Raw genomic sequence first — 24,198 nt, 5'->3', positions numbered from 1 at the left:
GTCACCCGGCCGGGCGACTCCCCCGTGCCGGGGAGATCCTCAGCGGTGCTCCTGCACGTAGCGCTGCGGGTCCTTGTCCCGGAACGGCAGGTCGCGGCCGTTCTTGTGCTCGCCGTAGAAGGTCAGCCAGCGCCGGCCGAGTTCGGCGCGCAGCTCGGTGCCGGCGTGCCGGCGGAAGTCCGGCAGCGCCTCGTCCTCCTCCTCGGCGAGGTGCTCGCTGTTCTCCCGGCGGGCCTTCCACACCGCCGCCCACCACTGCTCGGAGCCGACCGGGTGCAGTTTCGCCTCGGCGATCGCATCGCGGATCTTGTTGTGGTCGCCGACCGCGTCCGCCGTCTCGGCCTCGCCGTCGTCGCCGTGCCGGACCAGGTGCGGGTAGAGGATCGCCTCCTCGGCCTCGGCGTGGATGTCCAGGTGCAGGGCGAGCGCCTCCCAGATCGCCAGCAGCTCGTGCTCGTCGCGGGCGTCGTCGAGGCGGGCGAACCCGCGCCGGAACGCGGTGTGGTCGTCGAGGATCAGCGCGGTGATGTCGTCCATCTGGTCATTCCCCCCGTTCGGATGTCGGCCGTGGTGGTCAACTCCCCGGCTCCCGGGTGGGTGACGCGACGCGCGGGCGTGTCCCACCCGGCGACTAGGCTCATGATCGTGAACTACCTCGCCGCGGACGACCGCTACGACACCATGACCTACCGGCGCAGCGGGCGCAGTGGCCTGCGGCTGCCCGCCATCTCCCTCGGCCTGTGGCACAACTTCGGCCCGGACCGCCCCTTCGAGCGGCAGCGGGACATCGTCCGCCGCGCCTTCGACCTGGGGATCACCCACTTCGACCTGGCCAACAACTACGGCCCGCCGCCCGGCGCCGCCGAGGAGAACTTCGGCCGGCTGCTCGCCGGCGACCTGGCGCCCTACCGGGACGAGCTGGTCATCTCCAGCAAGGCCGGCTACCTCATGTGGCCCGGCCCGTACGGCGAATGGGGCTCCCGCAAGTACCTGGTCTCCTCGCTCGACCAGTCGCTGCGCCGGATGGGCCTGGAGTACGTCGACATCTTCTACTCCCACCGCTTCGACCCGGAGACTCCGCTCGAGGAGACGATGGGCGCGCTCGACGCCATCGTCCGCTCCGGCAAGGCCCTCTACGTCGGCATCTCGAACTACAACGCCGAGCAGACCGAGCGGGCCGCCGCCATCCTGCGCGACCTGGGCACGCCCCTGCTGATCAGCCAGCCGTCCTACTCGATGCTCAACCGGTGGACCGAGTCCGACGGCCTGCTCGACACGCTGGAGCGGGTGGGCGCCGGCTGCATCGCGTACAGCCCACTGGCGCAGGGCCTGCTCACCGACCGTTACCTCGACGGGATCCCCGCCGATTCCCGGGTGCGCACCAGCGTCTTCCTCAAGGAGAGCGACCTGGACGAGCAGCGGATGGCCACCATCCGGGCGCTCGGCGCGATCGCCGAGCGGCGCGGCCAGTCGCTGGCCCAGCTCGCGCTCGCCTGGGCGCTGCGCGACCCGCGGATGACCAGCCTGATCATCGGGGCGAGCAGCGTGGCCCAGCTGGAGGCGAACATCGCCGCGCTGGGCAACCTCGACTTCACCGCCGAGGAGCTGGCCGAGATCGACCGGCACCTCGGCTGAGCCTCACCAGATGCGGGGGCGGTTGGCCCGGTGGTTGCGGACCTCGCAGGGCCGGCCCGCCGGAGCCCTGCCGGGCCGGCGCAGTCGTGTCCACCCGAGGGTGAGCAGCAGCACGGCGAGCGCGACGGCGGCGCCGGCCAGCAGCGGCCGGCCGCCGCCGTCGACGTCGCGGAGCGAGGCCACCGCCACGCCGGGCTCGCCGGCCGCCGCGCCGGTCGGCTCCGCCGCGGCGGTACGCGGCGGCGGAGCCGGGCTCGCCGCACCCCGGTCCGGGGTGGCGGCCGGCCCGCCGAGGCCGGCGTTGCCGGCCGGGGGGCGGAGCACCACGTCGGAGCAGGAGTAGTAGGTGTCCGGCGTGTCGGAGTTCTGCCAGATCGTGTAGATCAGGTGCCGGCCGGTCCGGTCCGCCGGCAGCCGCCCCCGCAGCTGGTACGCCCCGTCGCGCACCGGCGGGTCGGTCACCCGCAGGAACGGCACCGACTCCAGGTCGTTCCAGGTCAGGCGGTTCGTGGCGGCGTAGCCCGGGCGGGTCAGGTAGAGCCGGAAGGTGCCCCGGTGCGGGATCGTGGTGCGGTAGCGGAAGGTGAACCTGCCGCCGGCGGTCACCTCGGTGGCCGGCCAGTCGGCGCGCGGCAGGTCCAGCCCCCGATACGCCGACAGCCCGCCGCTGCACAGTTCCCCGTCCGGGATCCGCTGCCGGTCCCGCCCGTTGACCGCGGCCACCCGGACGTTGTCCCACTCCCGGACGGCGGCGCCCGCCTCGACCGCCGCCCGGCAGGCCGGGGTGGCCGCGTGCCGGCCCGCGGGGCCGCAGGCCGCCGCGCGGCTGAGCGGATCGGTCGGCGCGCCGTGCGCGGCGGCCGGTGCGGCGGTGACGGGCAGGGACGCGACGGCGACCAGCACGGCGACGGCGGCTCGGCGTACGGTCATGGCTTCGACCTCCCGCGCACTGGTACGGACGCGGCTCGCCAAAGGTTCGACACCGTGCCGGCGCTCCCCCTTCCGGCGGGAATCCCGGTATCGACCGCGGCGTTTGCACCGCCGGGAACCGCAACGAGGCCAGACCCGAGGCCGAGGAGAGGCAGCCATGAAGGTACGCAGCTCACTGCGCGCGCTGAAGCAGAAGCCGGGTTCGGTGGTGGTCCGCCGCCGTGGCCGGGTGGTCGTGGTGAATCGCGCCAACCCCCGGTGGAAGGGCCGCCAGGGCTGATCGACCGGCCGGGCGTCGCCAGCGGCGCCCGGCCGGTACGCCAGCTCGCCCCTGCGCGGCCGGCGCCGGGGTTATTGAACGGCAGGCGGGGTAGGCGCGCGGGGAGGCCCGTTGAAGACGGTGCCGGACGGGGAGGCGAGGCGATGACCGAGACGACTGACAAGGCGATCCTGGCCGGCGGCTGCTTCTGGGGCATGCAGGACCTCATCCGGAAGCGCCCCGGCGTGCTCGCCACCAGGGTCGGGTACACCGGCGGGGACGTGCCGAACGCGACCTACCGGAACCACGGGACCCACGCCGAGGCGATCGAGATCGTCTTCGACCCCGCCCAACTGTCCTACCGGGATCTTCTCGAGTTCTTCTTCCAGGTGCACGACCCGACGACGAAGAACCGCCAGGGCAACGACATCGGGACCAGCTACCGGTCAGCCATCTTCTACTGCAACGAGCAGCAGCGGCGGGTCGCCGAAGAGACGATCGCCGACGTCGACGCCTCCGGCCTGTGGCCCGGCAAGGTGGTCACCGAGGTCAGCCCCGCCGGGCCCTTCTGGGAGGCCGAGCCGGAGCACCAGGACTACCTGGAGAAGTATCCCGAGGGCTACACCTGCCACTACGTCCGGCCGAACTGGAAGCTACCCCGTCGCGGGGAGAACGCCAGTTAGTGCGCGGCCGGCAGCGTTTCTGACCAGCACGGCCGCCTCGGGACGGGTGTGCCGAATGCCGCCGGACGTCGCCGGACAAGACGCGAACGAGACTGGTCCGGCGCGCCCGGGTCAATGACCCGCGCCGGCTGGCGCCTGTTCCGGACGGGCCGCCCCGCCGAGTGCGCGTAACGGCCCGCGATCAGGGAAAAGGCGTTCTAGGGTCGGACTCAGGGATCGCGTCGCGCTGCCGAACCGGCACGAGTCCGCGCGACTCCTTCACCCACGACGCGCCCGCGAGGCAGGAGCCGGGGCGTACGTCCGCCGACAGCGGCAGGCCCTCGCCCGACCACCGATGAGCGCGACCGAAAAGGAGTCCTACGTGGCTGTCAAGACCGTAGCGCCGCCGCGCGCCACAGAGATCCGGCCGTTCACGGTAGAAATCCCCGAGTCGGAACTCAAGGCGCTGCGGGCGCGCATCGCGGCCACCCGCTGGCCCGAACCGGAGACCGTCAACGACCAGTCGCAGGGCGTGCCGCTCGCGACGAGCCAGGCACTCGCGCGTTACTGGGAGAAAGAGTACGACTGGCGCAAGGTCGAGGCGAGACTGAACGCCCAACCGCAGTTCATCACCGAGATCGACGGGCTCGACATCCATTTCCTCCACATCAGGTCGAAACACGAGGACGCGCTGCCGCTCATCGTCACGCACGGCTGGCCGGGCTCGGTGATCGAGCAGCTGAAGATCATCGACCCGCTCACCAACCCCACCGCGCACGGCGCGGACGCGTCCGACGCCTTTCACCTGGTGATCCCGTCGATGCCCGGTTTCGGGTTCTCGGGCAAGCCGAGCACGCCCGGCTGGGGCCCCGAGCGCGTCGCGGCTGCCTGGATCGAACTGATGCGGCGCCTCGGCTACACGCGATTCGTGGCGCAGGGCGGCGACTGGGGCGCTCTCATCACGGATGTGATGGCGCTGCAGGGGCCGCCCGAGTTGGTTGGCATTCATACCAATATGCCGGGTATCGTCCCGCCCGACATCGATGCGCTGCTCCAGTCCGGCATCACCGGCGCCACCGACCCACTCGCCTCGCTGCCGTCCGACCTCTCCGACGAGGAGAAGCGGGCGTGCGAGCAGTTGAACTTCTTCTGGCAGCATTCCGCCTACGCCCTCATGATGGGGACGCGCCCGGAGACACTGACCGGATTCGCGGATTCGCCCATCGCTCTGGCGAGCTACATGATCGACCATGACGCCGCAAGCCTGGATCTGATCTGCCGGGCCTTCGCCGGACAACCCGTCGGCCTCACCCGGGACGACGTTCTCGACAACGTCACGCTCTTCTGGCTGACGAACACGGGGAATTCCGCGGCGCGCATCTACTGGGAGAACAAGCTCTCCTTCTTCGCCGCCAAGGGCGTCACCGTCCCGGCCGCCGTGAGTGTCTTCCCGAATGAGATGTATCAGACCCCGCGGACTTGGGCGGAGCGGGCGTATCCCAATCTCATCCACTACAACAGGCTCGACAAGGGTGGGCATTTCGCGGCCTGGGAACAGCCGAAACTTCTCTCCGAAGAGCTCCGGACCGCATTCCGGTCGCTTCGCTAGATGGCCGTGTTGGCACGTCAGCACCTGCCCTCGCTCGGCGGGGCGACCGGGTGGCTCAACTCCGAGCCACTCGGCCCCGCCGAGCTGCGCGGCCGCGTCGTCCTGGTGAACTTCTGGACGCTGACGTGCATCAACTGGCTGCGCCAGGAGCCGTACGTCCGCGCGTGGTCGCAGGCCTACCGGAACGACGGGTTGATCGTCATCGGAGTCCACACGCCGGAGTTCTCGTTCGAGCACGAGATCGCCCAGGTGCGGCAGGCGGTCGCGGCGCGGGGAATCGACTACCCGGTCGCGATCGACGACGAATACCAGGTCTGGAGCGCCTTCGACAACCACTACTGGCCGGCGCTCTACTTCGTCGACGCGGAGGGCGTCATCCGCGACCACCACTTCGGGGAAGGACGCTACGAGCAATCGGAGCGGCTCATCCAGCGGCTGCTCGGCGTCGAGCGCGAGCCCGTACCCGTGGAAGGGCTCGGCGTGGAGGCGGACGCCGACTGGGAGCATCTGCGTACGCCGGAGACCTATCTCGGTTACCAGCGCGGCGAGCATTTCGCGTCACCGGGCGGCGGCGCGTTCGACGAACGCGGCGCCTACGAGCTACCCGAGAGCCTGCGCCCCGACCACTGGGCCCTCACCGGCGAGTGGACGATCGGGCCGGAGAATGTCGTCCTCGACCGGGCCGGCGGAAGCATCGCCTGCCGGTTCCACGCGCGCGACGCTCATCTCGTGCTGTCCCCCGGGGCGCGCGAGCCGATCCCTTTCCGCGTGCTCCTCGACGGGGCGCCCCCGGGACCGTCACACGGCGTCGACGTCGACGAAGAGGGGAACGGGTCGCTCCGGGACGGCCGCCTCTACCAGCTCGTGCGCCAACGCGACGCGGTCCGCGAACGGACCCTGGAGATCACGTTCCTCGAGGCCGGTGCCGAGGCGTACGTGTTCACGTTCGGGTAGCCGGAACGCGACGGCGAGCCGATGCCGACGAGCGCCGCGAAGCTGCTGCGCAGACCCGGGGAGCCGCGGCAGACGAACTTTCTGGAACTCTTCTTCGACCTGGCGTTCGTCGTCGCGCTCGCCCAGGGTCGCCGTCCTCCTCGGCGGTCCCGTGCTGCTCCTGGCCGGGCGCGCCGGTTTCGAGTACGCCGCCTTCAGCCACGTGTCCCGGATCCGGCCGATCGGCGTGCTCGTGCTGGCCGTCCTGGCGCCGGCGATGCTGTTCGTGCCACCGCTGCTGGCCGCCCTCGCGGCGACCGCGGTCCTGGCCGGAACCGCCATCGCCGACGCGGCCTACGCCCGCGGACGCCCACCCGAGCCGCCGTCACCACCCGCTAGCGGGAGGGTCACCGACGGGTTGAGACGGTCCTGGCACGGACTTCCGGAACTGGTGTCCGAAATGACGAAGGGCGTCCGTCATTGTGACGAACGCCCTGGTCGAGAAAGGGTGGAGCCGAGGGGACTCGAACCCCTGACCCCCACACTGCCAGTGTGGTGCGCTACCAGCTGCGCCACGGCCCCTTGCTGCTACCCGGTCGCCCGGGCACTGGGAGAACTATACACACGCCCGTCGGCATGGTCATCTCGCGGGGCCCTCCCGCCGGCAGCGCCGCCACCCGAGCAGCCACGGAGCTGGGGTGGACGGCTGGCCGCGACCACCAGGACGGCCGCCTATCCGTGATCCGAACGTGGCGTGGCAGTGCCGCCCGAGGTCGCTTCGGTTGTCGTGTAGAGGATCTCGCGGGCCTGCTCCGCGGCGCGGGCGATGCTCTCGCCGACGAAGTCGACGAAGCGGGCGATGTTCTCCAGGCGAACGGCGGCCGGGGTGTCGGGGCCGAGGATGCTGACGCCCTGCCGGGCGGTCTCGGCGAGCTGGGCGTTGGATCGGGCGGCGGCGATCATCGACTGGTACCAGACGTCGTTGTCGACGAGGTAGCGCTCGCGCCGGCGTTCGTCGCGCTCCCGGCGGACGAGGCCCTGGCTCTCGAGGAACGCGACCGCTTTGGAGATGGACGCCGGGCTGACCTGGAGGCGCTGGACGAGTTCGGACGCGGTGTGGCTGCCCGCGTCGGTGGTGAAGAGGCAGGTCAGCACCCGGGACATCATCTTGGGCAGGCCCTGCTGCATGAGGAGGGTGGTGAACGTCTCCTCGTATTCGCGCACGGCCTCGGCGTCGCGTCCGTGGGGCTGCGGGGGCTCCTGCGGCCCTCGGGCGGCGGTCTGCCTGCGCCGGTGGGCGCGGCGTTCGGTGGCGCGGTGGGCCAGGTCGGCACGGTAGGCGGTGGGGCCGCCGTTCCGCATCACCTCACGGGTGATCGTCGAGGTGGGGCGGTCGAGACGTCTGGCGATCTCCGCGTAGGCGAGCCCGTCGGCCAGCCCCAGCGCGATCTGCTGGCGTTCCTGCTGGGTGAGCCTGCCTCCCGGCATCGCGATCTCCCTCCACGCTTCCTTGATGCCCCAGCATAGCGTTCATTCTTAATCCAATGCAACGATCACGATGCCGCCGTTGCGTTAAAACCACGATCGTTGCAACGATAATTGCCTGTTTACCTAGGAAGATGTTGGCGAGATGCAACATGTGTCTTGCTCAGATCTTGAACGCAACGTAGCGTTTCCGATGTCAGAAACAAGGAGCGCAAGAGGAGAGCACGATGCAGAAGTTCGACACCCCCACCCCGATCTCCGCCGTCCTCGACATCCCCGCCGGGCGCGTCCAGTTCATCGCCGCCGACCGGGCCGACACCACCGTCGAGGTCCGGCCCGCGGACGCCTCGAAGGGTCGCGACGTGAAGGCGGCGGCGCAGACCAAGGTCGAATACAGCGACGGCGTCCTGCGGATCCACACCCCCGAGCCCAGGAACCAGCTCTTCGGCCCCTCCGGATCCCTGGAGGTCACCGTCCAACTGCCCGCCGGCTCCCGGGTCGAGGCCAAGGCCGCCAGCTCCGAGCTGCGCGGCGTCGGCCGCCTCGGCGACGTCGTCTTCGACGGCGCTTACCGCCAGATCAAGATCGACGAGGCCGCGAGCGTCCGGCTCACCGCGATCGACGGCGACGTCGAGGTCGGCCGACTCAACGGCCCCGCGGAGATCAGCACCGCAAGGGGCGACATCCGGATCACCGAGGCCGTGCGCGGCACTGTCGTGCTCCGCACCCAGAGCGGCGACATCTCGGTCGCCGCCGCCGCCGGCGTCTCGGCCGCCCTGGACGCCGGCACCGGCTACGGCCGCATCAGCAACGCCCTCAAGAACGATGGCGCCGCCGATCTCGACATCCGCGCCACCACCTCCCACGGCGACATCGTCGCCCGCAGCCTCTGAGGAGCACATCATGACCAACCTGGCCATCGCGGCGAACGGACTGCGAAAGTCCTACGGCGACAAGGTTGTGCTCGACGGCGTCGACCTGGCCGTCCCCGAAGGAACGATCTTCTCCCTGCTCGGCCCGAACGGCGCCGGCAAGACCACCGCCGTCAAGATCCTCTCCACCCTGATCTCCCCCGACCCCGCCTCCGGCCCCATCCACGTCGGCGGCCACGACCTCGCCGCCGATCCGCAGGCGGTACGCGCCGCGATCGGCGTCACCGGCCAGTTCTCCGCCGTCGACGGCCTGATCACCGGCGAGGAGAACATGCTCCTGATGGCCGACCTGCACCACCTGCCCAGGCGCGAGGGCCACCGCGCCGCCGCCGACCTGCTGGCGCGCTTCGACCTCAGCGACGCCGCGAAGAAGCCCGCCTCCACCTACTCCGGCGGCATGAAGCGCCGCCTCGACCTCGCCATGACCCTGGTCGGCAACCCGCGGATCATCTTCCTCGACGAACCCACCACCGGCCTCGACCCCCGCAGCCGCCACAACATGTGGCAGATCATCCGCGAGCTCGTCGCCGACGGCGTCACCGTCTTCCTCACCACCCAGTACCTGGAGGAGGCCGACGAGCTCGCCGACCGTATCGCCGTGCTCAACGACGGGAAGATCGCCGCCGAGGGCACCGCCGCGGAGCTGAAGCGGCTCGTCCCCGGCGGACACGTCCAGCTGCGCTTCGAGGACCCCGCGGCGTACGAGCGGGCGGCCGGCGCGCTGCGCGGGACCGTGCGCGACGATCAGGCGCTCACCCTGCAGATCCCCGGCGACGGCACCCAGCGCGAGCTGCGCGCGATCCTCGACCGGCTGGACGCCGCCGACGTGCACGCCGACACCCTCACCGTGCACACCCCTGACCTCGACGACGTGTTCTTCGCCCTGACCGGCGACGCCCGCGTCCCCCACCAGGCCAAGGAGGCCGTCCGATGAGTTCCCTCTCCCTCGCCGTACGCGACTCGTCCACGATGCTGCGCCGCAACCTCCTGCACGCGCGGCGCTATCCGTCCCTCACCCTGAACCTGCTGCTCACCCCGATCATGCTGCTGTTGCTCTTCGTCTACGTCTTCGGCGACGTGATGGGCTCGGGCATCAGCGGCGGCGGTGCGGATCGCTCCGAGTACGTCGCGTACATCGTTCCGGGCCTCCTGCTGATGACCATCGGCAGCACCGTGATCGGGACCGCGGTCTCGGTCTCCACCGACATGACCGAGGGCATCATCGCCCGCTTCCGCACGATGGCGATCCACCGCGGTTCGGTGCTCGTCGGGCACGTCGTCGGCAGCCTGCTGCAATCGATCATGAGCGTGGTCCTGGTGGGCGCCGTCGCCGTAGCCATCGGCTTCCGGTCCACGGATGCCGGCGTCCTGGAGTGGCTGGCGGCGCTCGGGCTGCTCGTGCTCTTCGCCCTGGCGCTCACCTGGATCGCGGTCGGCATGGGCCTGGTCAGCCCGAACGCCGAGGCCGCCAGCAACAACGCGATGCCGATGATCCTGCTGCCGCTCCTCTCCAGCGCCTTCGTCCCGGTCGACGCCATGCCCGGCTGGCTCCAGCCGGTCGCCGAGTACCAGCCGTTCACGCCCGCCATCGAGACCCTCCGGGGCCTGCTGCTCGGCAGCGAGATCGGCCACAACGGGTGGCTGGCGGTCCTCTGGTGCCTGGGGCTCGCGGTGCTCGGCTACTTCTGGTCGACCTCGAAGTTCAACCGGGACCCGAAGTAACCGCCATGGCAGCGCGGGCCGCCTCCCGCAGCTCGTCCCGCCCGAGGGCGGCGTACTCCGACACCGGGTCGGCGTACGCCGCCCCGTCGGCGTTCCCGGCCATGTCGCCGGGCCCGCTCGGCGGCCGGATCGGGGCGGGCGTCGACGGCGCGGTTCCGGTCACGCCAGCACCGGCACGACGTCACTCGTGGCCACTTCGGCCGCGATCTCGACGTCCTGCGTGGGGGGACGCCGGCGACTCAGTTGAGCGCCACGTCCGGCGGGAAGTGGGCCACCGCCGCCATCATGCCGCCCTGCCGGCGCAGCACCATCGGCCACAGGTCGTCGGGGCGGTCGACGAAGGCGTCGCCGGGCAGCGCGTCCAGCACGAACCAGGAGCCGTCCTCGATCTCCTGCTCCAGCTGGCCGGAGCCCCAGCCGGAGTAGCCGGCGAAGACCCGGATTCCGGTGATGCTCTCCCGCAGCCGCTCCGGGTCGACCGACAGGTCCAGCGTGCCGACCGCGCCGGAGACCTGGTGGAAACCCTTGAGCCGGCGCACCGGGTGGCGCATCCGGGCCAGACAGATCGCCGAGTCCGGCTGCACCGGGCCGCCCTCGAAGAGCACCGCCGGGTGGCGCGCGAGGTCGCTCCAGTCCCCGAGCACGTCCGCGACCGGCACCTCGGTGGCCCGGTTCAGCACCACACCGAGCGCCCCACCGGGCTCGTGGGCGACCAGCAGCACCACCGTACGGTCGAAGTTCGGGTCCTTGAGCGCCGGAGTCGCGACCAGCAGCCGCCCGGTCATCGACTCCATCGCCCGCCCGCCGATCGCCTGTCCCTCTCCCTGCATGCCGTACACCCGTCAGCCGTGCGCCCGGACGCGGCGCCCGTCGCCTGTCGGGTGCGCACGGTCACCCGAGACCATCCGCGCTGTCAACGCCATGCCTGGCACCATAGCCTGCGCCCGGGGCGGTGGCTAAGGTCTGACAGGCGCGTGATCGACAGGAAAAGGGGAGGACCGATGGGCCCGACGGCGGAACTCGCGGTGATCGGCGGATCAGGTCTCTACGCCCTGCTCGACGGCGCCACCGAGCACGAGGTGGAGACGCCCTACGGGCCGCCGTCGGACGTCGTCACCATCGCCGAGGTGGCCGGCCGCCGGGTGGCGTTCCTGCCCCGGCACGGTCGGGACCACCGGCATCCGCCGCACCTGATCCCCTACCGGGCCAACCTCTGGGCGCTGCGGTCGCTGGGGGTGCGGCAGGTGCTCGCCCCGTGCGCGGTCGGCGGGCTCCGCCCGGACCTCGGGCCGGGCACGTTCGTGGTGCCGGACCAGCTGATCGACCGGACCAGCGGCCGCGCCCAGACCTACTACGACCGGGGCGCGGTGCACGTCTCCTTCGCCGACCCGTACTGCCCGAACGGCCGGCGCACACTGCTCGCCGCGGCGGCCGACCGGGACGTCCCGGCGGTGGACGGCGGCACGGTCGTGGTGGTGGAGGGCCCCCGCTTCTCCACCCGCGCCGAGTCCCGCTGGTTCGCCTCGATCGGCGGCACGGTGGTCAACATGACCGGCCACCCGGAGGCCGTGCTGGCTCGCGAGCTGGCCCTCTGCTACTCGTCGATCGCCCTCGTCACCGACCTGGACGCCGGCGTCGAGGGCGGCGGCGCGGTGACCCAGGAGGAGGTGTTCCGGGTCTTCGGGGAAAACACCGACCGGCTGCGGGGGCTGCTGCTGGCGGCCCTCGCCGAGCTGCCCGCCGAGCGGGACTGCGACTGCGGTCGGGCGCTGGACGGGATCAAGCTGCCCTTCGCGCTGCCCTGACCCGGGGGAGCGCGGGCGAATCGCCCGACCCGCCCGGTCTGCGCCGTTAGATTGGGTGACGATGGCAACGGTCCGCGACACGACGTACGACCTGCTCCGCGCCCTCGGTCTGACCACCGTCTTCGGCAATCCCGGCTCCACCGAGGAGCCGTTCCTGCGGGACTTCCCGGACGACTTCCACTACGTGCTCGCCCTGCACGAGGCGTCCGCGGTCGGGATGGCCGACGGGTACGCACAGGCCACCGGCCGGGCGGCGCACGTCAACCTGCACACCGCACCGGGCACCGGCAACGGCATGGGCAACCTGGTCACCGCCTGGCACAACCGCACCCCGCTGATCGTCACCGCCGGCCAGCAGACCCGGGAGATGCTGCTGGCCGAGCCGCGGCTAACCAGCCGCCGCGCGACCGAGCTGCCCCAGCCGTACGTGAAGTGGAGCCACGAGCCGGTCCGCGCGCAGGACATCCCGGCGGCGCTGATGCGGGCGTACGCGACCGCGGTGCAGCCGCCGTCCGGCCCGGTGTACCTCTCGCTCCCGCTCGACGACTGGTCGCAGCCCGCCGACCCGCCACCGCCGGTGCGCACCGTGGCCACCCGGTACGCCGCGGATCCGCAGCGGCTGCGGGAGTTCGCCGCCGTGCTGGCCGACAGCCGGGCGCCCGGCCTGGTGCTCGGCGCGGCGGTGGACCGGGCCGGCGGGTGGCCGGCCGCCGTGGCGCTGGCCGAGCGGCTGGCCGCGCCGGTCTGGTCCGCGCCCGCGCCGGAGCGGACCGGCTTCCCCGAGGACCACCCGCACTACCAGGGGGTGCTCCCGTTCGCGATCGGGCCGCTGGCCGAGGCGCTGCGCGGGCGGGACACCGTGCTGGTGGTCGGCGCCCCGGTTTTCCGCTACTACCCGCACGTGCCGGGCGACCACCTGCCCGAGGGCACCCGGTTGCTGCACGTCACCGACGACCCGGACGAGGCGGCCCGCGCCCCGGTCGGCGACAGCCTGCTCGGCGACGCCGGGCTGACCATGGCCGCCCTGCTCGACCTGCTGCCGGCCACCGACCGGCCGGCTCCGCCGCCGCGCGCCGAGCCGGCGCCGCCCCCGGACGGGCGACCGCTGAGCGCCGACGCGCTCTTCGCCGCGCTGGCCGGGCACTGGCCGGCCGACGGGGTGCTGGTCCAGGAGACCCCGTCCAACCTGCCGGCGCTGCGCCGCCGGCTGCGGATCACCCGGCCGGCGTCGTACTTCACCATGGCCAGTGGCGGCCTCGGCTACGGCCTGCCGGCGGCGGTCGGGGTCACGCTCGCCGAACGGGACACCGGACGGCACCGACCGGTGGTGGCGGTGATCGGCGACGGCTCGTTCCACTACTCGGTGCAGTCGCTCTGGACCGCCGCGCGGCTGCGGCTGCCGCTGGTGGTCGTGGTCCCGGTCAACCAGCAGTACGCCATCCTCAAGGCGTTCGCCGAGTTCAAGCAGACTCCCGGGGTGCCCGGGCTGGACCTGCCGGGGATGGACGTCACCGCGCTGGCCCGCGGTTACGGCTGCGCCGCACAGGTGGTCGAGACGCCGGAGCAGCTCGGCGAGGCGCTGGCCGCCGGGTTGCGGGCCGACGGCCCGACCGTGCTGCCGGTGCCGATCAGCACCGATGTGCCGGGGATCCTCTGACCGTCCGGGCGTCCGGCGTCAGTTCGCGGTGAGCCGCAGCGGGGTGCCGGTGAGCACGTCGAGCACCGGGCGGGCGCCCAGCGGCGCCGCCAGCGTCACGGTGACCGGTTGGAGCTTGAGGATCGCGGTGCAGACGCCGGTGGCGCGGACCACGCCGCCCCCGACCACCACCACGTCGTCGCGCTCCTGCACCAGCGGGGTGATGCCGCTGTCGCACGCGCCCACGCCGAGCCGGTAGGTCACCGTCGCGCCGTCGACCGCTTCGAGGTCCTGGGCGCCGACCACCCCGTCCGGCGCCGGCCGGTCCGGCGCGGTCGGCTCGGGTACGGCGGCGGTCGCGCCCGGGGCGACCGCGACCCGGGCCACCGGCGCGCCGAGTTCCGCCACGGTGAACAGCCACGCCGGCACCTGCGCCTCGCCCCGGCTGGTGCGCACCGCGGCGGTGCCGAGCCGCACCTCGGTGACGGTCAGCGGGACGCACGCGGTCTGCGGGCTGCTGCTCACCGGGCCGTCCGGACCGGGCTCGATGGTCGGACCGGACTTCGGCCGGTCGGGCTCCGTCGGCCGCCCCGGACAGGGCGGCGGGTCCCCCTGGTCGAGCTGCCGGTACGCCTCGGCCGCGGTGACCAGCCCGACGGTGAGGGTGCCGTCCGGGAACCGGATGGTGCCGTCCGCCGGGCGGGCGGTGGGCAGCTCGATCTGCTCGCGGTACCAGCCCGCCCGGAAGGCCGCCTCGGTCTCCGGAGTGAAGCCGGGATCGCCGAGCAGCACGGTCGGCTCCTGCATCGGCACGTACCCGGTGCGCCACGCCGGGCCGGGTCGCCACGCCTCGGCCACCTCGGTGGCCCGCTGCGCGAACGCCTCCTGCCGCTGGTCGGGGGCGGCCGGCCCGCCGGAGCCGGCCGGCGCGCAGCCGGCCACGATCACCATCAGGGGCAGACCCAGCAGGGCGACTGATCGACGCATACCGGGTTCGACGCCGGCCCGGCCGGCCCGGTTCCCGACACCGGCCGGGCCGCTCAGGTCTCCCCGCCGAGATCCGTCTGGTACGCCTGCCAGAGCAGGTCCGCGCCGCGCTGCCGGTGCCGGCCCAGCACCCGCACCAGGTGCCTGGTGCGGACCCACAGGTCGTCGACCGGCACCCCGGGCTGTTGCACGGCCTCCTGGAGAGCGGCGAGCGCGGTGCCGATCGTGGCGTGTTCGCGGGTCAGCAGCCGCACCCCACGGGCCAGCCGGGGGGCGTGGGCGAGCAGTTCCGCGTACAGGCCGCAGGGCCCCTCGGTGACCTGGACGTGCTCGGCGAAGCCCTGCCGGACCGGTGCCAGCCGGAGCACGAGCCGTTCCCGCCAGCGCGGTTCCCCGGGCGGGACAGCCAGCGTCCGGGTCAGGGCGTGGAGGTCGCCGGCCAGGGCGGCCCGGTGGACGGCGTCCTGCGGGCGGACCGCCTCGAAGACGGCGGACGGTTGGTGGATCGGACCGGTGACCATGGGCACCTCCCCGCGCTGCGTCTGACCGCGTACAGCGATGGTGAACCTGTCGATGTCCGGTGTCCAGGGTGCGGGCCCGCCTCATCCGTCCCGTGCGCCCCGCTGTTCCCGCAGGTCACACCGGCCCCAGCGGTCACGCCGCAACGTCCCACCGGCCGACTGGCACGCCGCGGACCCACCACGGCAGGGGTGACCCGGCGACCCGGCCCGCACCGGGTCCGGAGACGACTGTGCGCCCCGGTCCGGTGGACCGGGGCGCACAGGTCAGGTGGTGGAGGTGCCGGGAATCGAACCCGGGTCCTTCGCCGGTTTGTCAGGGCTTCTCCGAGCGCAGCTCGCTGTGCCTCTACTCGGCCCCTCCGATCACGCGAGCGAGTCGGTGTGACGGGCCCAGTCGCTGATTGATCTCGCCGCACGGACCCCGCGACCGGGTCCGGTTGGCCAGCCTTCTAGCTGATGCCGGCTAACTGGGTCGAAGGCGCTCCCAGGCCGACAGACTCGCTACTCGCCTCAGGCGGCGAGAGCGAAGTCAGCGCGATTGTTCTTGGCGCTTATTGGTTTCCGACGAACGATTCTCGAGACGACGTCGGCTTCCTCGGCTCGCTTCCCCTGCCGCAACGTACGAAGTCGAAACCAGTCACCCCCTCGACGGGCCGCCGGTGTGGCGGCACCATCAAGCCTAACGCCTGCCGCAACGGGATTCATCCCGAGGCCCGGGCCGGCGCGCCGACCCGGACGAAGCGGACAGATCAGTCATCCATCCCCTTACCCCGCCGGCCGGCGACCCGGGCGATCTCCCGGTCCGCGTCCCGCTTGGCGAGGTCCTGCCGCTTGTCGTACGACTTCTTGCCCTTGGCCAGGGCGATCTCCACCTTCGCCCAGCCGTCGGAGAAGTAGACCTGCAACGGCACCATGGTGAGGCCACCCTCGCGGGTCTTGCCGATCAGCCGGTCGATCTCCAGCCGCTTGAGCAGCAGCTTCCGGGTACGCCGGGGCTCGTGGTTGGTCCAGGTGCCCTGGGTGTACTCGGGGATGTGCATCCCATGCAGGTAGAGCTCACCGTTGCGCTCCTGGGCGAACGCGTCGACCAGCGACGCCCGCCCGGCCCGCAGCGACTTGACCTCGGTGCCGGTCAGCGCCATCCCCGCCTCGTAGGTGTCGAGGATCGCGTAGTCGTGCCGGGCCTTCTTGTTGGAGGCGACGACCTTTCGTCCCTTTTCCCGTGGCATCGGCGCCACCCCCTTCCAGGTGACCCGCGACCGGTCGGACCGGCCCGGGGCGGAGATCATGCTACCCGAACGACAAGGACCCTCCCGCACCGTTTATTCCGGCGCGGGAGGGTCCTCGGAGAGCCGTACGGTAACTAGACCCGCAGGTAGAAGCGGAGCGTGACCCAGGCGGTGACCGCGCTGACGAGGCCACCGACGGCGGCCATCAGCGGGAACGTCAGGGCGATGTCGGACCAGGAGATCGGCGTGATCAGGCCCTCCAGGGTGGCCAGCGAGCCGCCGCCGGCGGCGACCTTCAGCGCGGCCAGCGCGACCAGGCCGAAGATCGAGCCGATCAGACCGGCGACCACGGCCTCCAGCACGAACGGCGCCTGGATGAACCAGTTCGAGGCGCCGACCAGCTTCATGACCGCGACCTCACGCCGCTTGCTGTACGCGGCGACCTGGATGGTGTTGGCGACCAGGAGCAGCGCGGCGACGGCCATCACGACCGCGATCGCCAGCGCGAAGTTCTGGATCCCGGTGAGCACGCCGAAGACCTTGTCCAGCAGCCGGCTCTGGTCGACGATCTCGTCGACCCCCTCGGCGTCCTTGTACTGGTCGTAGATGTTCTTGTACTGCTCCGGGTTGACCAGCTCGAGCCGGAACGACTCGGGCAGCTGGTCCGGCTTGACCGCGCTCACCAGGTCGGGGGCGTCCTGGTACATCTCCTGGAAGCGCTTGTACGCCTCGTCCTTGTTGACGTAGTGCACCTCCTCGACCAGGGGGTCGCCCTTGAGCTTGGCGTCCAGGTCGGTGCGCTGCTGCTCGGTCACCTCCTGGTCCAGGAAGATCGAGACCTCGACCTGCTCGTAGTAGAGGTCCTTCATGTCGCCGACCTTCTGGTACAGCAGGCCGCTCGCGCCAAGCATGAACAGGGACACCGCCATGGTGATGATCATGGCGATGGTCATGGTGACGTTGCGCCACAGTCCGACCAGTACCTCGGACAGGACGTACTTCATCCGCATCGGGAATTCCTCCGGCTCTCCGGCGTGAGGTGTTCGTCGTCAGGTCGTACGGCTGGCGGTGGCCGTTCGGCTCACCCGTAGACGCCGCGGGCCTGGTCGCGCACGATGCGGCCGCTCTCGATCTCGATGACCCGGCGGCGCATCTGGTTCACGATGTTGGAGTCGTGCGTGACCATCACGACGGTCGTGCCGGTGCGGTTGATCCGGTCCAGCAGGCGCATGATCTCGATCGAGGTGTCCGGGTCCAGGTTTCCGGTCGGCTCGTCCGCGAGCAGGATCAGCGGGCGGTTCACGAACGCCCGGGCGACGGCGACCCGCTGCTGCTCACCACCGGAGAGCTCGTGCGGGTAGCGGTGCTCCTTGCCACCGAGCCCGACCAGCTCCAGCACCTCCGGCACGACCCGGCGGGCCACCGCCTTGGTCTTGCCGATCACCTCGAGAGCGAACGCCACGTTCTCGTAGGCGGTGCGGTTCGGCAGCAGCCGGAAGTCCTGGAAGACACAGCCGATCGAGCGCCGGAAGTGGGGTCGCTTCCAGGAGCGCATCGAGGTGACGTCCTTGCTGTTCACAATGACCCGGCCCTTGTTGGGCGTGACCTCGTGCAGCAGCAACTTGATGATGGTGGACTTGCCGGAGCCGGATGGACCGATGAAGAAGACGAACTCGCCCTTCTCGATCGAGACGGACACGTTGTCGAGCGAAGGCCGGGACGCCTTCGGGTACGTCTTCGTCACTTGCTCAAGCTGAATCACGGGTGGTGAGTCTACGCGGTGTAACGGAAGAGCCAAGCCCCACGCCCCGCGGTTGCGGGGCGAGTCATCAATCTAGGGCGTATCGGGAAGATCGACGAAGCGCTCCGCCCGTACCCGGTCACGCACTGTCGCCAGCGAGCTGTTGCTGCTTGCGCCACCGGATCCCGGCCTCGATGAAGGCGTCCAGGTCGCCGTCGAAGACCGACGACGGATTGCCGGTCTCCTGCTCGGTTCGGAGATCCTTCACCATCTGATACGGGTGCAGCACGTACGAGCGCATCTGGTCGCCCCACGAGCCGGCGGCGTCCGTCTTGAGACCCTGGAGCTTGGCCTGCTCCTCCTGCCGCTTGCGCTCCAGCAGCCGGGCCTGGAGCACGCGCAGCGCGGAGGCCTTGTTCTGCAGCTGGGACTTCTCGTTCTGACAGGTGACCACGATGCCGGTCGGGAGGTGGGTGATCCGCACGGCCGAGTCGGTGGTGTTCACGCTCTGCCCACCCGGGCCGGAGGAGCGGTAGACGTCGATCCGCATCTCGTTCTCGGGGATGTCGATGTGGTCGGTCTGCTCCACCACCGGCAGCACCTCGACGCCGGCGAAGCTGGTCTGCCGGCGACCCTGGTTGTCGAACGGGCTGATCCGGACCAGCCGGTGGGTGCCCGACTCGACGCTGAGCGTGCCGTAGGCGTACGGCACCTTGACCGTGAAGGTGGCCGACTTCAGGCCCGCCTCCTCGGCGTACGAGGTCTCGTAGACCTCGGTCGGGTAGCCGTGCCGCTCGGCCCAGCGCAGGTACATCCGCAGCAGCATCTCGGCGAAGTCGGCCGCGTCCACGCCGCCGGCGCCGGCCCGGATGGCGACCAGCGCCTCCCGGGAGTCGTACTCGCCGGAGAGCAGGGTGCGGACCTCCATCTCCTGGATGGCCTTGGTCAGCCCGATGATCTCCGCCTCGACCTCGGCCAGCACCCCCGGGTCGGACTCCGCCTCGGCCAGTTCCAGCAGCACGCCGGCGTCGTCGAGCCGGGAGCGGAGGCTGGAGAGCTTGCCGATCTCGCCGTTGACGTACGACAGCTGGGAGGTGACGTGCTGGGCCTTGGCCTGGTCGTCCCAGAGGTCGGGTGCGGACGCCTCCTGCTCCAGGCGGGCCTTGTCCGCGCGCAGCCGGTCGATGTCGAGCACCGACTCGATGTTGCGCAGGGTGGCGTCGAGGTCCTTGAGCTGTTCGGCGTAATCGGCAGCGGTCACGACTGACAAGCGTACTGCGAGGGTGCGGAGTGGGCTTGCGAGCCCCGCGGTCCCGGGTGGGCGGGTTGGCCGAGGATCACCCGACGGGGGCGCTCTTGAGCCACGACAGGGCGGCCTTGTGGTAGGCGACGGCGAACTCCAGCGCGCTGGCGTCGTACGTCTCGCCCTCCTTCTTGGCGTTCTTGACCTGCTCCCGGACCCGGGCGAGGGCCTCGGTGTGGTATTCGTTCGCCGCCGCCTGGAGGTTCTTCAGCTGGCTGGGCGAGTGCAGGTCGCCGAAGGCGATGCGCAGCGCGATCGGGTTGCGGATGGTGTCCCGCCCGGGATCCTCCGCCAACCAGCGGGAGAACGTCCGTTTTCCGGCCGCGGTGATCGCGTACGGCTGGCTCATGCGCGGGCCGGGCTTGCCCATCCGGACGAGCCCCCGGTCGGCGAGCACCGGCAACTCCCGGTAGACCTGACTGCGGGTCATCGACCAGTACGGCGCCAGCCGGCGCTCGGCGGCGGCCATCAACTGGCCACCTGTCATGGGGCCCTCATGGAGCAGCCCGAGCAGGGCCGCCGCCGTGGGGTTGACTCCGGAATCCGCCATGCCCCTCACGCTGCCACTTTGCCGACCCTCCGTCCAGGATTTCACAGTTTCGCCACCCGGTAGGGGTTCCTATGTGCACTGTCGGCGCAAGACAGTCCGTGGCGGAGCGTCGATGCCTCACAGCCGGCTGCGCAGTTCCCACAGTTCCGGGTAGAACCGGGTCTCCACCCGGGAGCGCAGGTACGCCCCGCCGGCCGAGCCGCCGGTGCCCGGTTTGGTGCCGATCTGCCGCTCGGCCATCAGCACGTGCCGGGCCCGCCACAGCGAGAACGCCTGGTCGTGGGCGACCAGCGCCTCCGCGAGGTCCCACAGCGGCCCGAACCGCTCCCGGTCCGCGGCGATCGTGGCGTACGCCGCGAAGCGTGCCTCCGCCTCGGAGACGTCGAAGCCGGCCCGGTCGAGCACGGCCAGGAAGCCGTCCCAGAGACTCGGCTCGGCCAGCCGCCGCTCCAGCCGCTCCCGGTCCGGGGCGGACAGTCCCCGGAACCGGCGCAGGAAGTCCGGGTCCTTCAGCCCGGAGAGGAACTCGATCTCCCGGAACTGCACCGACTGGAAGCCGGAGGCGGGCGCCAGCTTGGTCCGGAAGACCAGGAAATCCTGCGGGGTCATGGTGTCGATCACGTCGACCTGGCCGATCAGCACCCGCTCCACCACGTGGCAGCGCTCCAGCCGCACCCGCGGCAGGTAGGTCTCGCCGGCGAGCATCCGGTCCCGGGCGTCGGAGAGCTCGGTCAGCAGCAGCTTGAACCACAGCTCGTAGACCTGGTGGATGGTGATGAAGAGCAGTTCGTCGTGGGAGGCCGGATCGGACTCCGGCACCTGCGCGGCGAGCAGGTCGGCCAGCCGCAGGTAGTCGCTGTAGGTGAGCAGGCCACCCTGCTCACCGAACCGGGGGTCGTACGCGGGGGTGGGGTGGCTCATCGCGCCACGCTACCGCCGCGCTCCGGCCCCCGCTCACCGCCGACGGACCGGTGGCCGGCGACGCGGAACGCGCCGCCGGCCACCGTCGCCGGTTCAGCCCATGTGCGGGTACGTGTGGTCGGTCGGCGGGACGAAGGTCTCCTTGATCGTCCGCGGCGACATCCAGCGCACCAGGTTGTGCCAGGAGCCGGCCTTGTCGTTGGTGCCGCTGGCCCGGGCGCCGCCGAACGGCTGCTGCCCGACCACCGCACCGGTCGGCTTGTCGTTGATGTAGAAGTTGCCGGCCGCGTACCGCATCTTCTCCGCCACCGCGTCGACCACCTGGCGGTCGGTCGCGAAGATCGACCCGGTCAGCGCGTACGGGGCGATCGACTCGGCCTGGGCGACCACCTCGTCGAAGCGGGCGTCGTCGAAGACGTGCACGCCGAGGATCGGGCCGAAGTACTCGGTGGTGAACGTCTCGTGCGCCGGGTCGGTGCACTCGAACAGGGTCGGCCGGACGAAGTAGCCGACCGAGTCGTCGGCGGTGCCCCCGGCGATGATCCGGCAGGTGTCGTCGCCGCTGATCAGCTCCAGCGCGGCGGTGTGCCGGTCGAACGCCTTGGCGTCGATGACCGCGCCGCCGAAGTTGCTGAAGTCGGTGACGTCACCGTAGGCCAGCGACTCCGCGGTGGCGGCCAGCCGGTCCCGCAGCCCGCCCTCCCAGATCGACCGCGGCACGTACGCCCGGGACGCCGCGGAGCACTTCTGGCCCTGGTACTCGTAGGCGCCGCGGATCAGGGCGGTGTGCAGGGCGTCCACGTCGGCGCTGGAGTGCGCCACGACGAAGTCCTTGCCGCCGGTCTCGCCGACCAGCCGGGGGTAGCCCCGGTAGCGGGAGATGTTGTCGCCGACGGTCTTCCACAGGTGCTGGAAGACCTTGGTCGAGCCGGTGAAGTGGATGCCGGCCAGGTCGGGGTCGGCGAGCACCACGTCGGAGACCTCCTCGCCCCGACCGGTGACCATGTTGATCACACCGGCCGGCAGCCCGGCCGCCTCGAACAGCCGCATGGTGAAGTGCGCGGCGAACTGCTGGGTCGGGCCCGGCTTCCAGACCACGGTGTTGCCCAGCAGGGCCGGCGCCGACGGCAGGTTGCCGGCGATCGCGGTGAAGTTGAACGGGGTGATCGCGTAGACGAAGCCCTCCAGCGGCCGGTGGTCGAACCGGTTCCAGGTGCCGGCCGACGAGAGCGGCTGCTCGGCCAGGAGCCGGCGCGCGAAGTGCACGTTGAACCGGAGGAAGTCGATGAACTCGCAGGCCGAGTCGATCTCCGCCTGGATGGCGGTCTTGGACTGGCCGAGCATGGTGGCCGCGTTCAGGGTGTCCCGCCAGGGGCCGGCGAGCAGTTCGGCGGCGCGCAGGAAGATCGCCGCCCGCTCCTCGAACGGCAGCGCCCGCCACATCGGGGCGGCGTCCTTGGCCGCCTTGACCGCCGCGCGGGCGTCGTCGTGGGTGGCGTGCGCGGTGACGCCCAGCACGTGCGCGTGCCTGTGCGGCTGGACCACGTCGATCGACTCGCCGCCGGCCATCCGCTGCTCACCGGCGATGGTCATCGGCAGGTCGATCCGCTCGGCGGCCAACTCGGCCAGTCGCCGTTGGAGCCGCTCCCGGTCGGCGCTACCCGGCTCGTAGTTGCGTACCGGCTCGTTACGGGGCTCGGGTACGGAGAACACGGCGTCCATCAAGGCTCCTGGCGATCTCGACAGCGGTGGCGAAACCGGACCCGCGGGCGCACGGCCGGGTGACCTGCGCCGGGACGCCGCGCGACGGTAGCCGGTCGCGGCGGCGGGACCGGGGCCAATTCTCCCATGCGGGCCCCTCGCCTCCACCCTGCCCCGCCCTCCCCGCCGGGCCGCCACGCCGGGCGCCAGCAGGTGCCCGGCGGCGCGCGGGTCGTCGGCGCGCAGCTCGAGCCGGGCAGCCGACCAGGCCCTTCACGAGCGCGGCCGGCTCCCCCGAGCCGCCGGCCCCGGTCCGGTCGGTCGAGAGGTGGGTGTCGGGGATCGCCGCGGCACCGACCCGAACCTCCGGTCACCGGGCGGGACGGCCGGGCGGGGCGGGTGGGCGCGTACCCTGGGTTGCCGGTGACCTGCCCGCCCGTGCCCGGCCGACCGCCCGGGGGCCGGCCCGCCTCGAAGGGGAGACGATGACCAAGCAGCCCGGCGGCTCCGCGGCCGCGGAGTCGGACCAGCCGGTGGCCGACGACACCACTGCGGCCGCCGGCCCGGGCGCCGCACCCGCGACCGCCGGACCGGCCGCCACCACCCGGACGGCGGCGGACGAGGCGGGACCGGCGGACGGTGCCGCCGACCCGACGGACGCCGAACGGGCAGCATCCACCGGCGCGGGACCGGCCGACGACGCTCCGGCGGGCGCCGCCGCGCCGGCGGCGCCGCTGCTCGCGCTGCTGGCACTGGGCTGGCTGGCCGCCATGCTCTGGTCGACCCGCGAGGCGATCACCTCGGCGGCGGCCGGGGTCACCGCGATCAGCCTCTCCGCCTTCGCGCTGCCGGGAGTGATCTCCGCCGCGCTGGTCGCCGGCGCCGCGTTCGCCCTCTCCGGGGTCGACCTGCTCGGCCGCCGGGTCGGCGACCGGGCCACCCTGCGCTTCCTCGCGGCGATCGGCGCCGGCCTGCTGATCGGGCTCGCCGCCGCGTTCGCGATCAACCTCACCTACGCCGACAACGCGACCACCAACGTGATCGCCGGCACCACCGCCGCCGCCGCGATCATCGGCGGGGCCGTCGCCGGCGCCCGCAGCGCCCCGACCGTCGGCGCCGTGGTGGCCGCCGCGCTCGGCACGCTGGTCTTCGTGGTGGCGTTCAGCCGGGCCCGGGACCCGCTCTTCGACCTCTTCGGCGCCGGCGACACGCAGGAGTCGCTGGTCACCGCGGCCAAGTGGGTGTCGCGCACCGAGTCCCTGCTCGCCGGGCTGGTCGCCGGGCTGCTCGCCTTCGGCTACCTGACCTGGGCCCGCCGCCGGGCCACCCGGCGCGACCCGGGCGCCCCCGTGCTGCGCTGGCCGGCGTACCTGCTGGCCGGGGCCGGCCCGGGCCTGCTCCTGGTGGTCGCCGAGGTGGTCATCCGGGTCGGCGGGCGCTCCCTGCTCGACCTGGCCGCCGCGCTGAGCGAGGCGGACGCGGTGGCCCAGACGTCGCTGGGCACCTCGCGGGTGGACAACGCCATCTGGGTGCTCTTCGTGGGCGCGCTGACCGCGCTGGTCCTGTTCGGCCGGACGCTCGGCCCGGCGCCGACCGACGACGACCCGGAGCCCGCGGAGGCCGCGGCCGACCGCTGA

25 protein-coding genes, 1 tRNA gene and 1 other RNA gene are annotated in these 24,198 nt (G+C 71.9%); 11 read left to right on the top strand and 16 right to left on the bottom strand.

Annotated elements, in window-relative coordinates:
• Nucleotides 1–39: 39 nt before the first annotated feature.
• Nucleotides 40–537 carry a hemerythrin domain-containing protein gene (locus tag AC1WTP_RS17740; protein WP_481650369.1) on the bottom strand — a complete coding sequence of 166 codons (498 nt, stop codon included), beginning with the start codon at nucleotides 535–537 and terminating at the stop codon, nucleotides 40–42.
• 102 nt (nucleotides 538–639) lie between these two features.
• Between AC1WTP_RS17740 and mgrA the strand changes: the two genes are divergently transcribed.
• Nucleotides 640–1,635 (top strand): L-glyceraldehyde 3-phosphate reductase, encoded by a 996-nt coding sequence (gene mgrA, locus AC1WTP_RS17735; RefSeq protein ID WP_481650368.1) that lies wholly within the window; start codon nucleotides 640–642, stop codon nucleotides 1,633–1,635.
• A 3-nt stretch (nucleotides 1,636–1,638) separates the two neighbouring features.
• On the opposite strand, the gene AC1WTP_RS17730 is transcribed toward mgrA, so the two are convergent.
• Nucleotides 1,639–2,565 (bottom strand): lytic polysaccharide monooxygenase auxiliary activity family 9 protein, encoded by a 927-nt coding sequence (locus AC1WTP_RS17730; RefSeq protein WP_481650367.1) that lies wholly within the window; start codon nucleotides 2,563–2,565, stop codon nucleotides 1,639–1,641.
• A 157-nt stretch (nucleotides 2,566–2,722) separates the two neighbouring features.
• On the opposite strand from AC1WTP_RS17730, the gene AC1WTP_RS17725 reads away from it, so the two are divergent.
• The 4 genes from AC1WTP_RS17725 to AC1WTP_RS17710 all read left to right on the top strand — a co-directional run bounded on the left by AC1WTP_RS17725 (nucleotide 2,723) and on the right by AC1WTP_RS17710 (nucleotide 6,049).
• Nucleotides 2,723–2,845: a 50S ribosomal protein L36 gene (locus tag AC1WTP_RS17725; RefSeq protein WP_447137344.1), complete on the top strand. Its 123-nt coding sequence runs from the start codon at nucleotides 2,723–2,725 to the stop codon at nucleotides 2,843–2,845.
• Nucleotides 2,846–2,988: 143 nt separating this feature from the next.
• Complete coding sequence (gene msrA / locus AC1WTP_RS17720) at nucleotides 2,989–3,507, top strand: peptide-methionine (S)-S-oxide reductase MsrA (protein ID WP_481650366.1); 519 nt, start codon at nucleotides 2,989–2,991, stop codon at nucleotides 3,505–3,507.
• Nucleotides 3,508–3,868: 361 nt separating this feature from the next.
• Complete coding sequence (locus AC1WTP_RS17715; RefSeq protein ID WP_481650365.1) at nucleotides 3,869–5,095, top strand: epoxide hydrolase family protein; 1,227 nt, start codon at nucleotides 3,869–3,871, stop codon at nucleotides 5,093–5,095.
• Nucleotides 5,096–5,104: 9 nt separating this feature from the next.
• Nucleotides 5,105–6,049 carry a redoxin domain-containing protein gene (locus AC1WTP_RS17710; RefSeq protein WP_481650364.1) on the top strand — a complete coding sequence of 315 codons (945 nt, stop codon included), beginning with the start codon at nucleotides 5,105–5,107 and terminating at the stop codon, nucleotides 6,047–6,049.
• Nucleotides 6,050–6,537: 488 nt separating this feature from the next.
• On the opposite strand, the gene AC1WTP_RS17705 is transcribed toward AC1WTP_RS17710, so the two are convergent.
• Together AC1WTP_RS17705 and AC1WTP_RS17700 are read right to left on the bottom strand one after the other, a co-directional pair.
• Nucleotides 6,538–6,610, bottom strand: a tRNA-Ala gene (locus AC1WTP_RS17705).
• Nucleotides 6,611–6,760: 150 nt separating this feature from the next.
• The gene (locus AC1WTP_RS17700; RefSeq protein ID WP_481650363.1) at nucleotides 6,761–7,516 is read right to left on the bottom strand and encodes a helix-turn-helix domain-containing protein; all 756 of its coding nucleotides are present in this window, start codon (nucleotides 7,514–7,516) and stop codon (nucleotides 6,761–6,763) included.
• Nucleotides 7,517–7,740: 224 nt separating this feature from the next.
• Here AC1WTP_RS17700 and AC1WTP_RS17695 point away from each other — a divergent pair, with 224 nt between their 5' ends.
• From AC1WTP_RS17695 to AC1WTP_RS17685, 3 genes are read left to right on the top strand one after another with little or no spacing between them, the layout of a single operon-like run.
• Nucleotides 7,741–8,406, top strand: a complete 666-nt coding sequence (locus AC1WTP_RS17695; RefSeq protein WP_481650362.1) for a DUF4097 family beta strand repeat-containing protein — start codon at nucleotides 7,741–7,743, stop codon at nucleotides 8,404–8,406.
• Nucleotides 8,407–8,416: 10 nt separating this feature from the next.
• Entirely contained in the window at nucleotides 8,417–9,379 is a 963-nt protein-coding gene (locus tag AC1WTP_RS17690; RefSeq protein ID WP_481650361.1) for an ATP-binding cassette domain-containing protein, read from the top strand.
• Entirely contained in the window at nucleotides 9,376–10,167 is a 792-nt protein-coding gene (locus AC1WTP_RS17685; protein WP_481650360.1) for an ABC transporter permease, read from the top strand. The genes AC1WTP_RS17690 and AC1WTP_RS17685 overlap by 4 nt, the downstream gene beginning before the upstream one ends.
• Here AC1WTP_RS17685 and AC1WTP_RS17680 read toward each other — a convergent pair.
• Both AC1WTP_RS17680 and AC1WTP_RS17675 read right to left on the bottom strand, forming a co-directional pair.
• A complete protein-coding gene (locus AC1WTP_RS17680; protein WP_481650359.1) occupies nucleotides 10,148–10,330 on the bottom strand; it encodes a hypothetical protein in 183 nt (60 codons plus the stop codon). The two genes, AC1WTP_RS17685 and AC1WTP_RS17680, sit on opposite strands and share 20 nt — an antisense overlap.
• Before the next feature lie 76 nt (nucleotides 10,331–10,406).
• Nucleotides 10,407–10,997, bottom strand: a complete 591-nt coding sequence (locus AC1WTP_RS17675; RefSeq protein ID WP_481650358.1) for a YqgE/AlgH family protein — start codon at nucleotides 10,995–10,997, stop codon at nucleotides 10,407–10,409.
• Between the two features lie 171 nt (nucleotides 10,998–11,168).
• On the opposite strand from AC1WTP_RS17675, the gene AC1WTP_RS17670 reads away from it, so the two are divergent.
• Both AC1WTP_RS17670 and mdlC read left to right on the top strand, forming a co-directional pair.
• Nucleotides 11,169–11,972: an S-methyl-5'-thioadenosine phosphorylase gene (locus tag AC1WTP_RS17670; protein WP_481650357.1), complete on the top strand. Its 804-nt coding sequence runs from the start codon at nucleotides 11,169–11,171 to the stop codon at nucleotides 11,970–11,972.
• Between the two features lie 61 nt (nucleotides 11,973–12,033).
• On the top strand, nucleotides 12,034–13,629 hold the full coding sequence (gene mdlC, locus AC1WTP_RS17665) for a benzoylformate decarboxylase (RefSeq protein WP_481650356.1): 1,596 nt from the start codon (nucleotides 12,034–12,036) through the stop codon (nucleotides 13,627–13,629).
• An 18-nt stretch (nucleotides 13,630–13,647) separates the two neighbouring features.
• On the opposite strand, the gene AC1WTP_RS17660 is transcribed toward mdlC, so the two are convergent.
• The 10 genes from AC1WTP_RS17660 to pruA all read right to left on the bottom strand — a co-directional run bounded on the left by AC1WTP_RS17660 (nucleotide 13,648) and on the right by pruA (nucleotide 22,582).
• Entirely contained in the window at nucleotides 13,648–14,595 is a 948-nt protein-coding gene (locus AC1WTP_RS17660; RefSeq protein ID WP_481650355.1) for a hypothetical protein, read from the bottom strand.
• Nucleotides 14,596–14,648: 53 nt separating this feature from the next.
• Entirely contained in the window at nucleotides 14,649–15,116 is a 468-nt protein-coding gene (locus AC1WTP_RS17655; RefSeq protein WP_481650354.1) for a hypothetical protein, read from the bottom strand.
• Between the two features lie 269 nt (nucleotides 15,117–15,385).
• Nucleotides 15,386–15,761, bottom strand: a transfer-messenger RNA (tmRNA) gene (ssrA, locus tag AC1WTP_RS17650).
• A gap of 104 nt (nucleotides 15,762–15,865) precedes the next feature.
• Complete coding sequence (gene smpB / locus AC1WTP_RS17645) at nucleotides 15,866–16,345, bottom strand: SsrA-binding protein SmpB (RefSeq protein ID WP_088979560.1); 480 nt, start codon at nucleotides 16,343–16,345, stop codon at nucleotides 15,866–15,868.
• A gap of 134 nt (nucleotides 16,346–16,479) precedes the next feature.
• Nucleotides 16,480–17,355 carry a permease-like cell division protein FtsX gene (gene ftsX, locus AC1WTP_RS17640; protein WP_481650353.1) on the bottom strand — a complete coding sequence of 292 codons (876 nt, stop codon included), beginning with the start codon at nucleotides 17,353–17,355 and terminating at the stop codon, nucleotides 16,480–16,482.
• A gap of 71 nt (nucleotides 17,356–17,426) precedes the next feature.
• On the bottom strand, nucleotides 17,427–18,107 hold the full coding sequence (gene ftsE, locus AC1WTP_RS17635; RefSeq protein ID WP_109904753.1) for a cell division ATP-binding protein FtsE: 681 nt from the start codon (nucleotides 18,105–18,107) through the stop codon (nucleotides 17,427–17,429).
• Nucleotides 18,108–18,225: 118 nt separating this feature from the next.
• Nucleotides 18,226–19,347 carry a peptide chain release factor 2 gene (prfB, locus tag AC1WTP_RS17630; protein WP_481650352.1) on the bottom strand — a complete coding sequence of 374 codons (1,122 nt, stop codon included), beginning with the start codon at nucleotides 19,345–19,347 and terminating at the stop codon, nucleotides 18,226–18,228.
• A 76-nt stretch (nucleotides 19,348–19,423) separates the two neighbouring features.
• Nucleotides 19,424–19,939 (bottom strand): PadR family transcriptional regulator, encoded by a 516-nt coding sequence (locus AC1WTP_RS17625; RefSeq protein ID WP_481650351.1) that lies wholly within the window; start codon nucleotides 19,937–19,939, stop codon nucleotides 19,424–19,426.
• Nucleotides 19,940–20,056: 117 nt separating this feature from the next.
• Nucleotides 20,057–20,860 (bottom strand): tryptophan 2,3-dioxygenase, encoded by an 804-nt coding sequence (locus AC1WTP_RS17620; protein ID WP_481650350.1) that lies wholly within the window; start codon nucleotides 20,858–20,860, stop codon nucleotides 20,057–20,059.
• Nucleotides 20,861–20,953: 93 nt separating this feature from the next.
• Nucleotides 20,954–22,582: an L-glutamate gamma-semialdehyde dehydrogenase gene (pruA, locus tag AC1WTP_RS17615; protein ID WP_481650349.1), complete on the bottom strand. Its 1,629-nt coding sequence runs from the start codon at nucleotides 22,580–22,582 to the stop codon at nucleotides 20,954–20,956.
• A gap of 464 nt (nucleotides 22,583–23,046) precedes the next feature.
• Between pruA and AC1WTP_RS17610 the strand changes: the two genes are divergently transcribed.
• Nucleotides 23,047–24,198, top strand: coding sequence for a hypothetical protein (locus tag AC1WTP_RS17610; RefSeq protein WP_481650348.1), 1,152 nt, complete (start codon nucleotides 23,047–23,049; stop codon nucleotides 24,196–24,198).

It is taken from the genome of Micromonospora sp. R311 (assembly GCF_056780015.1).
Note: the sequence above shows the minus strand (reverse complement) of the source record. Positions and strands in the feature narration are given on the sequence as shown.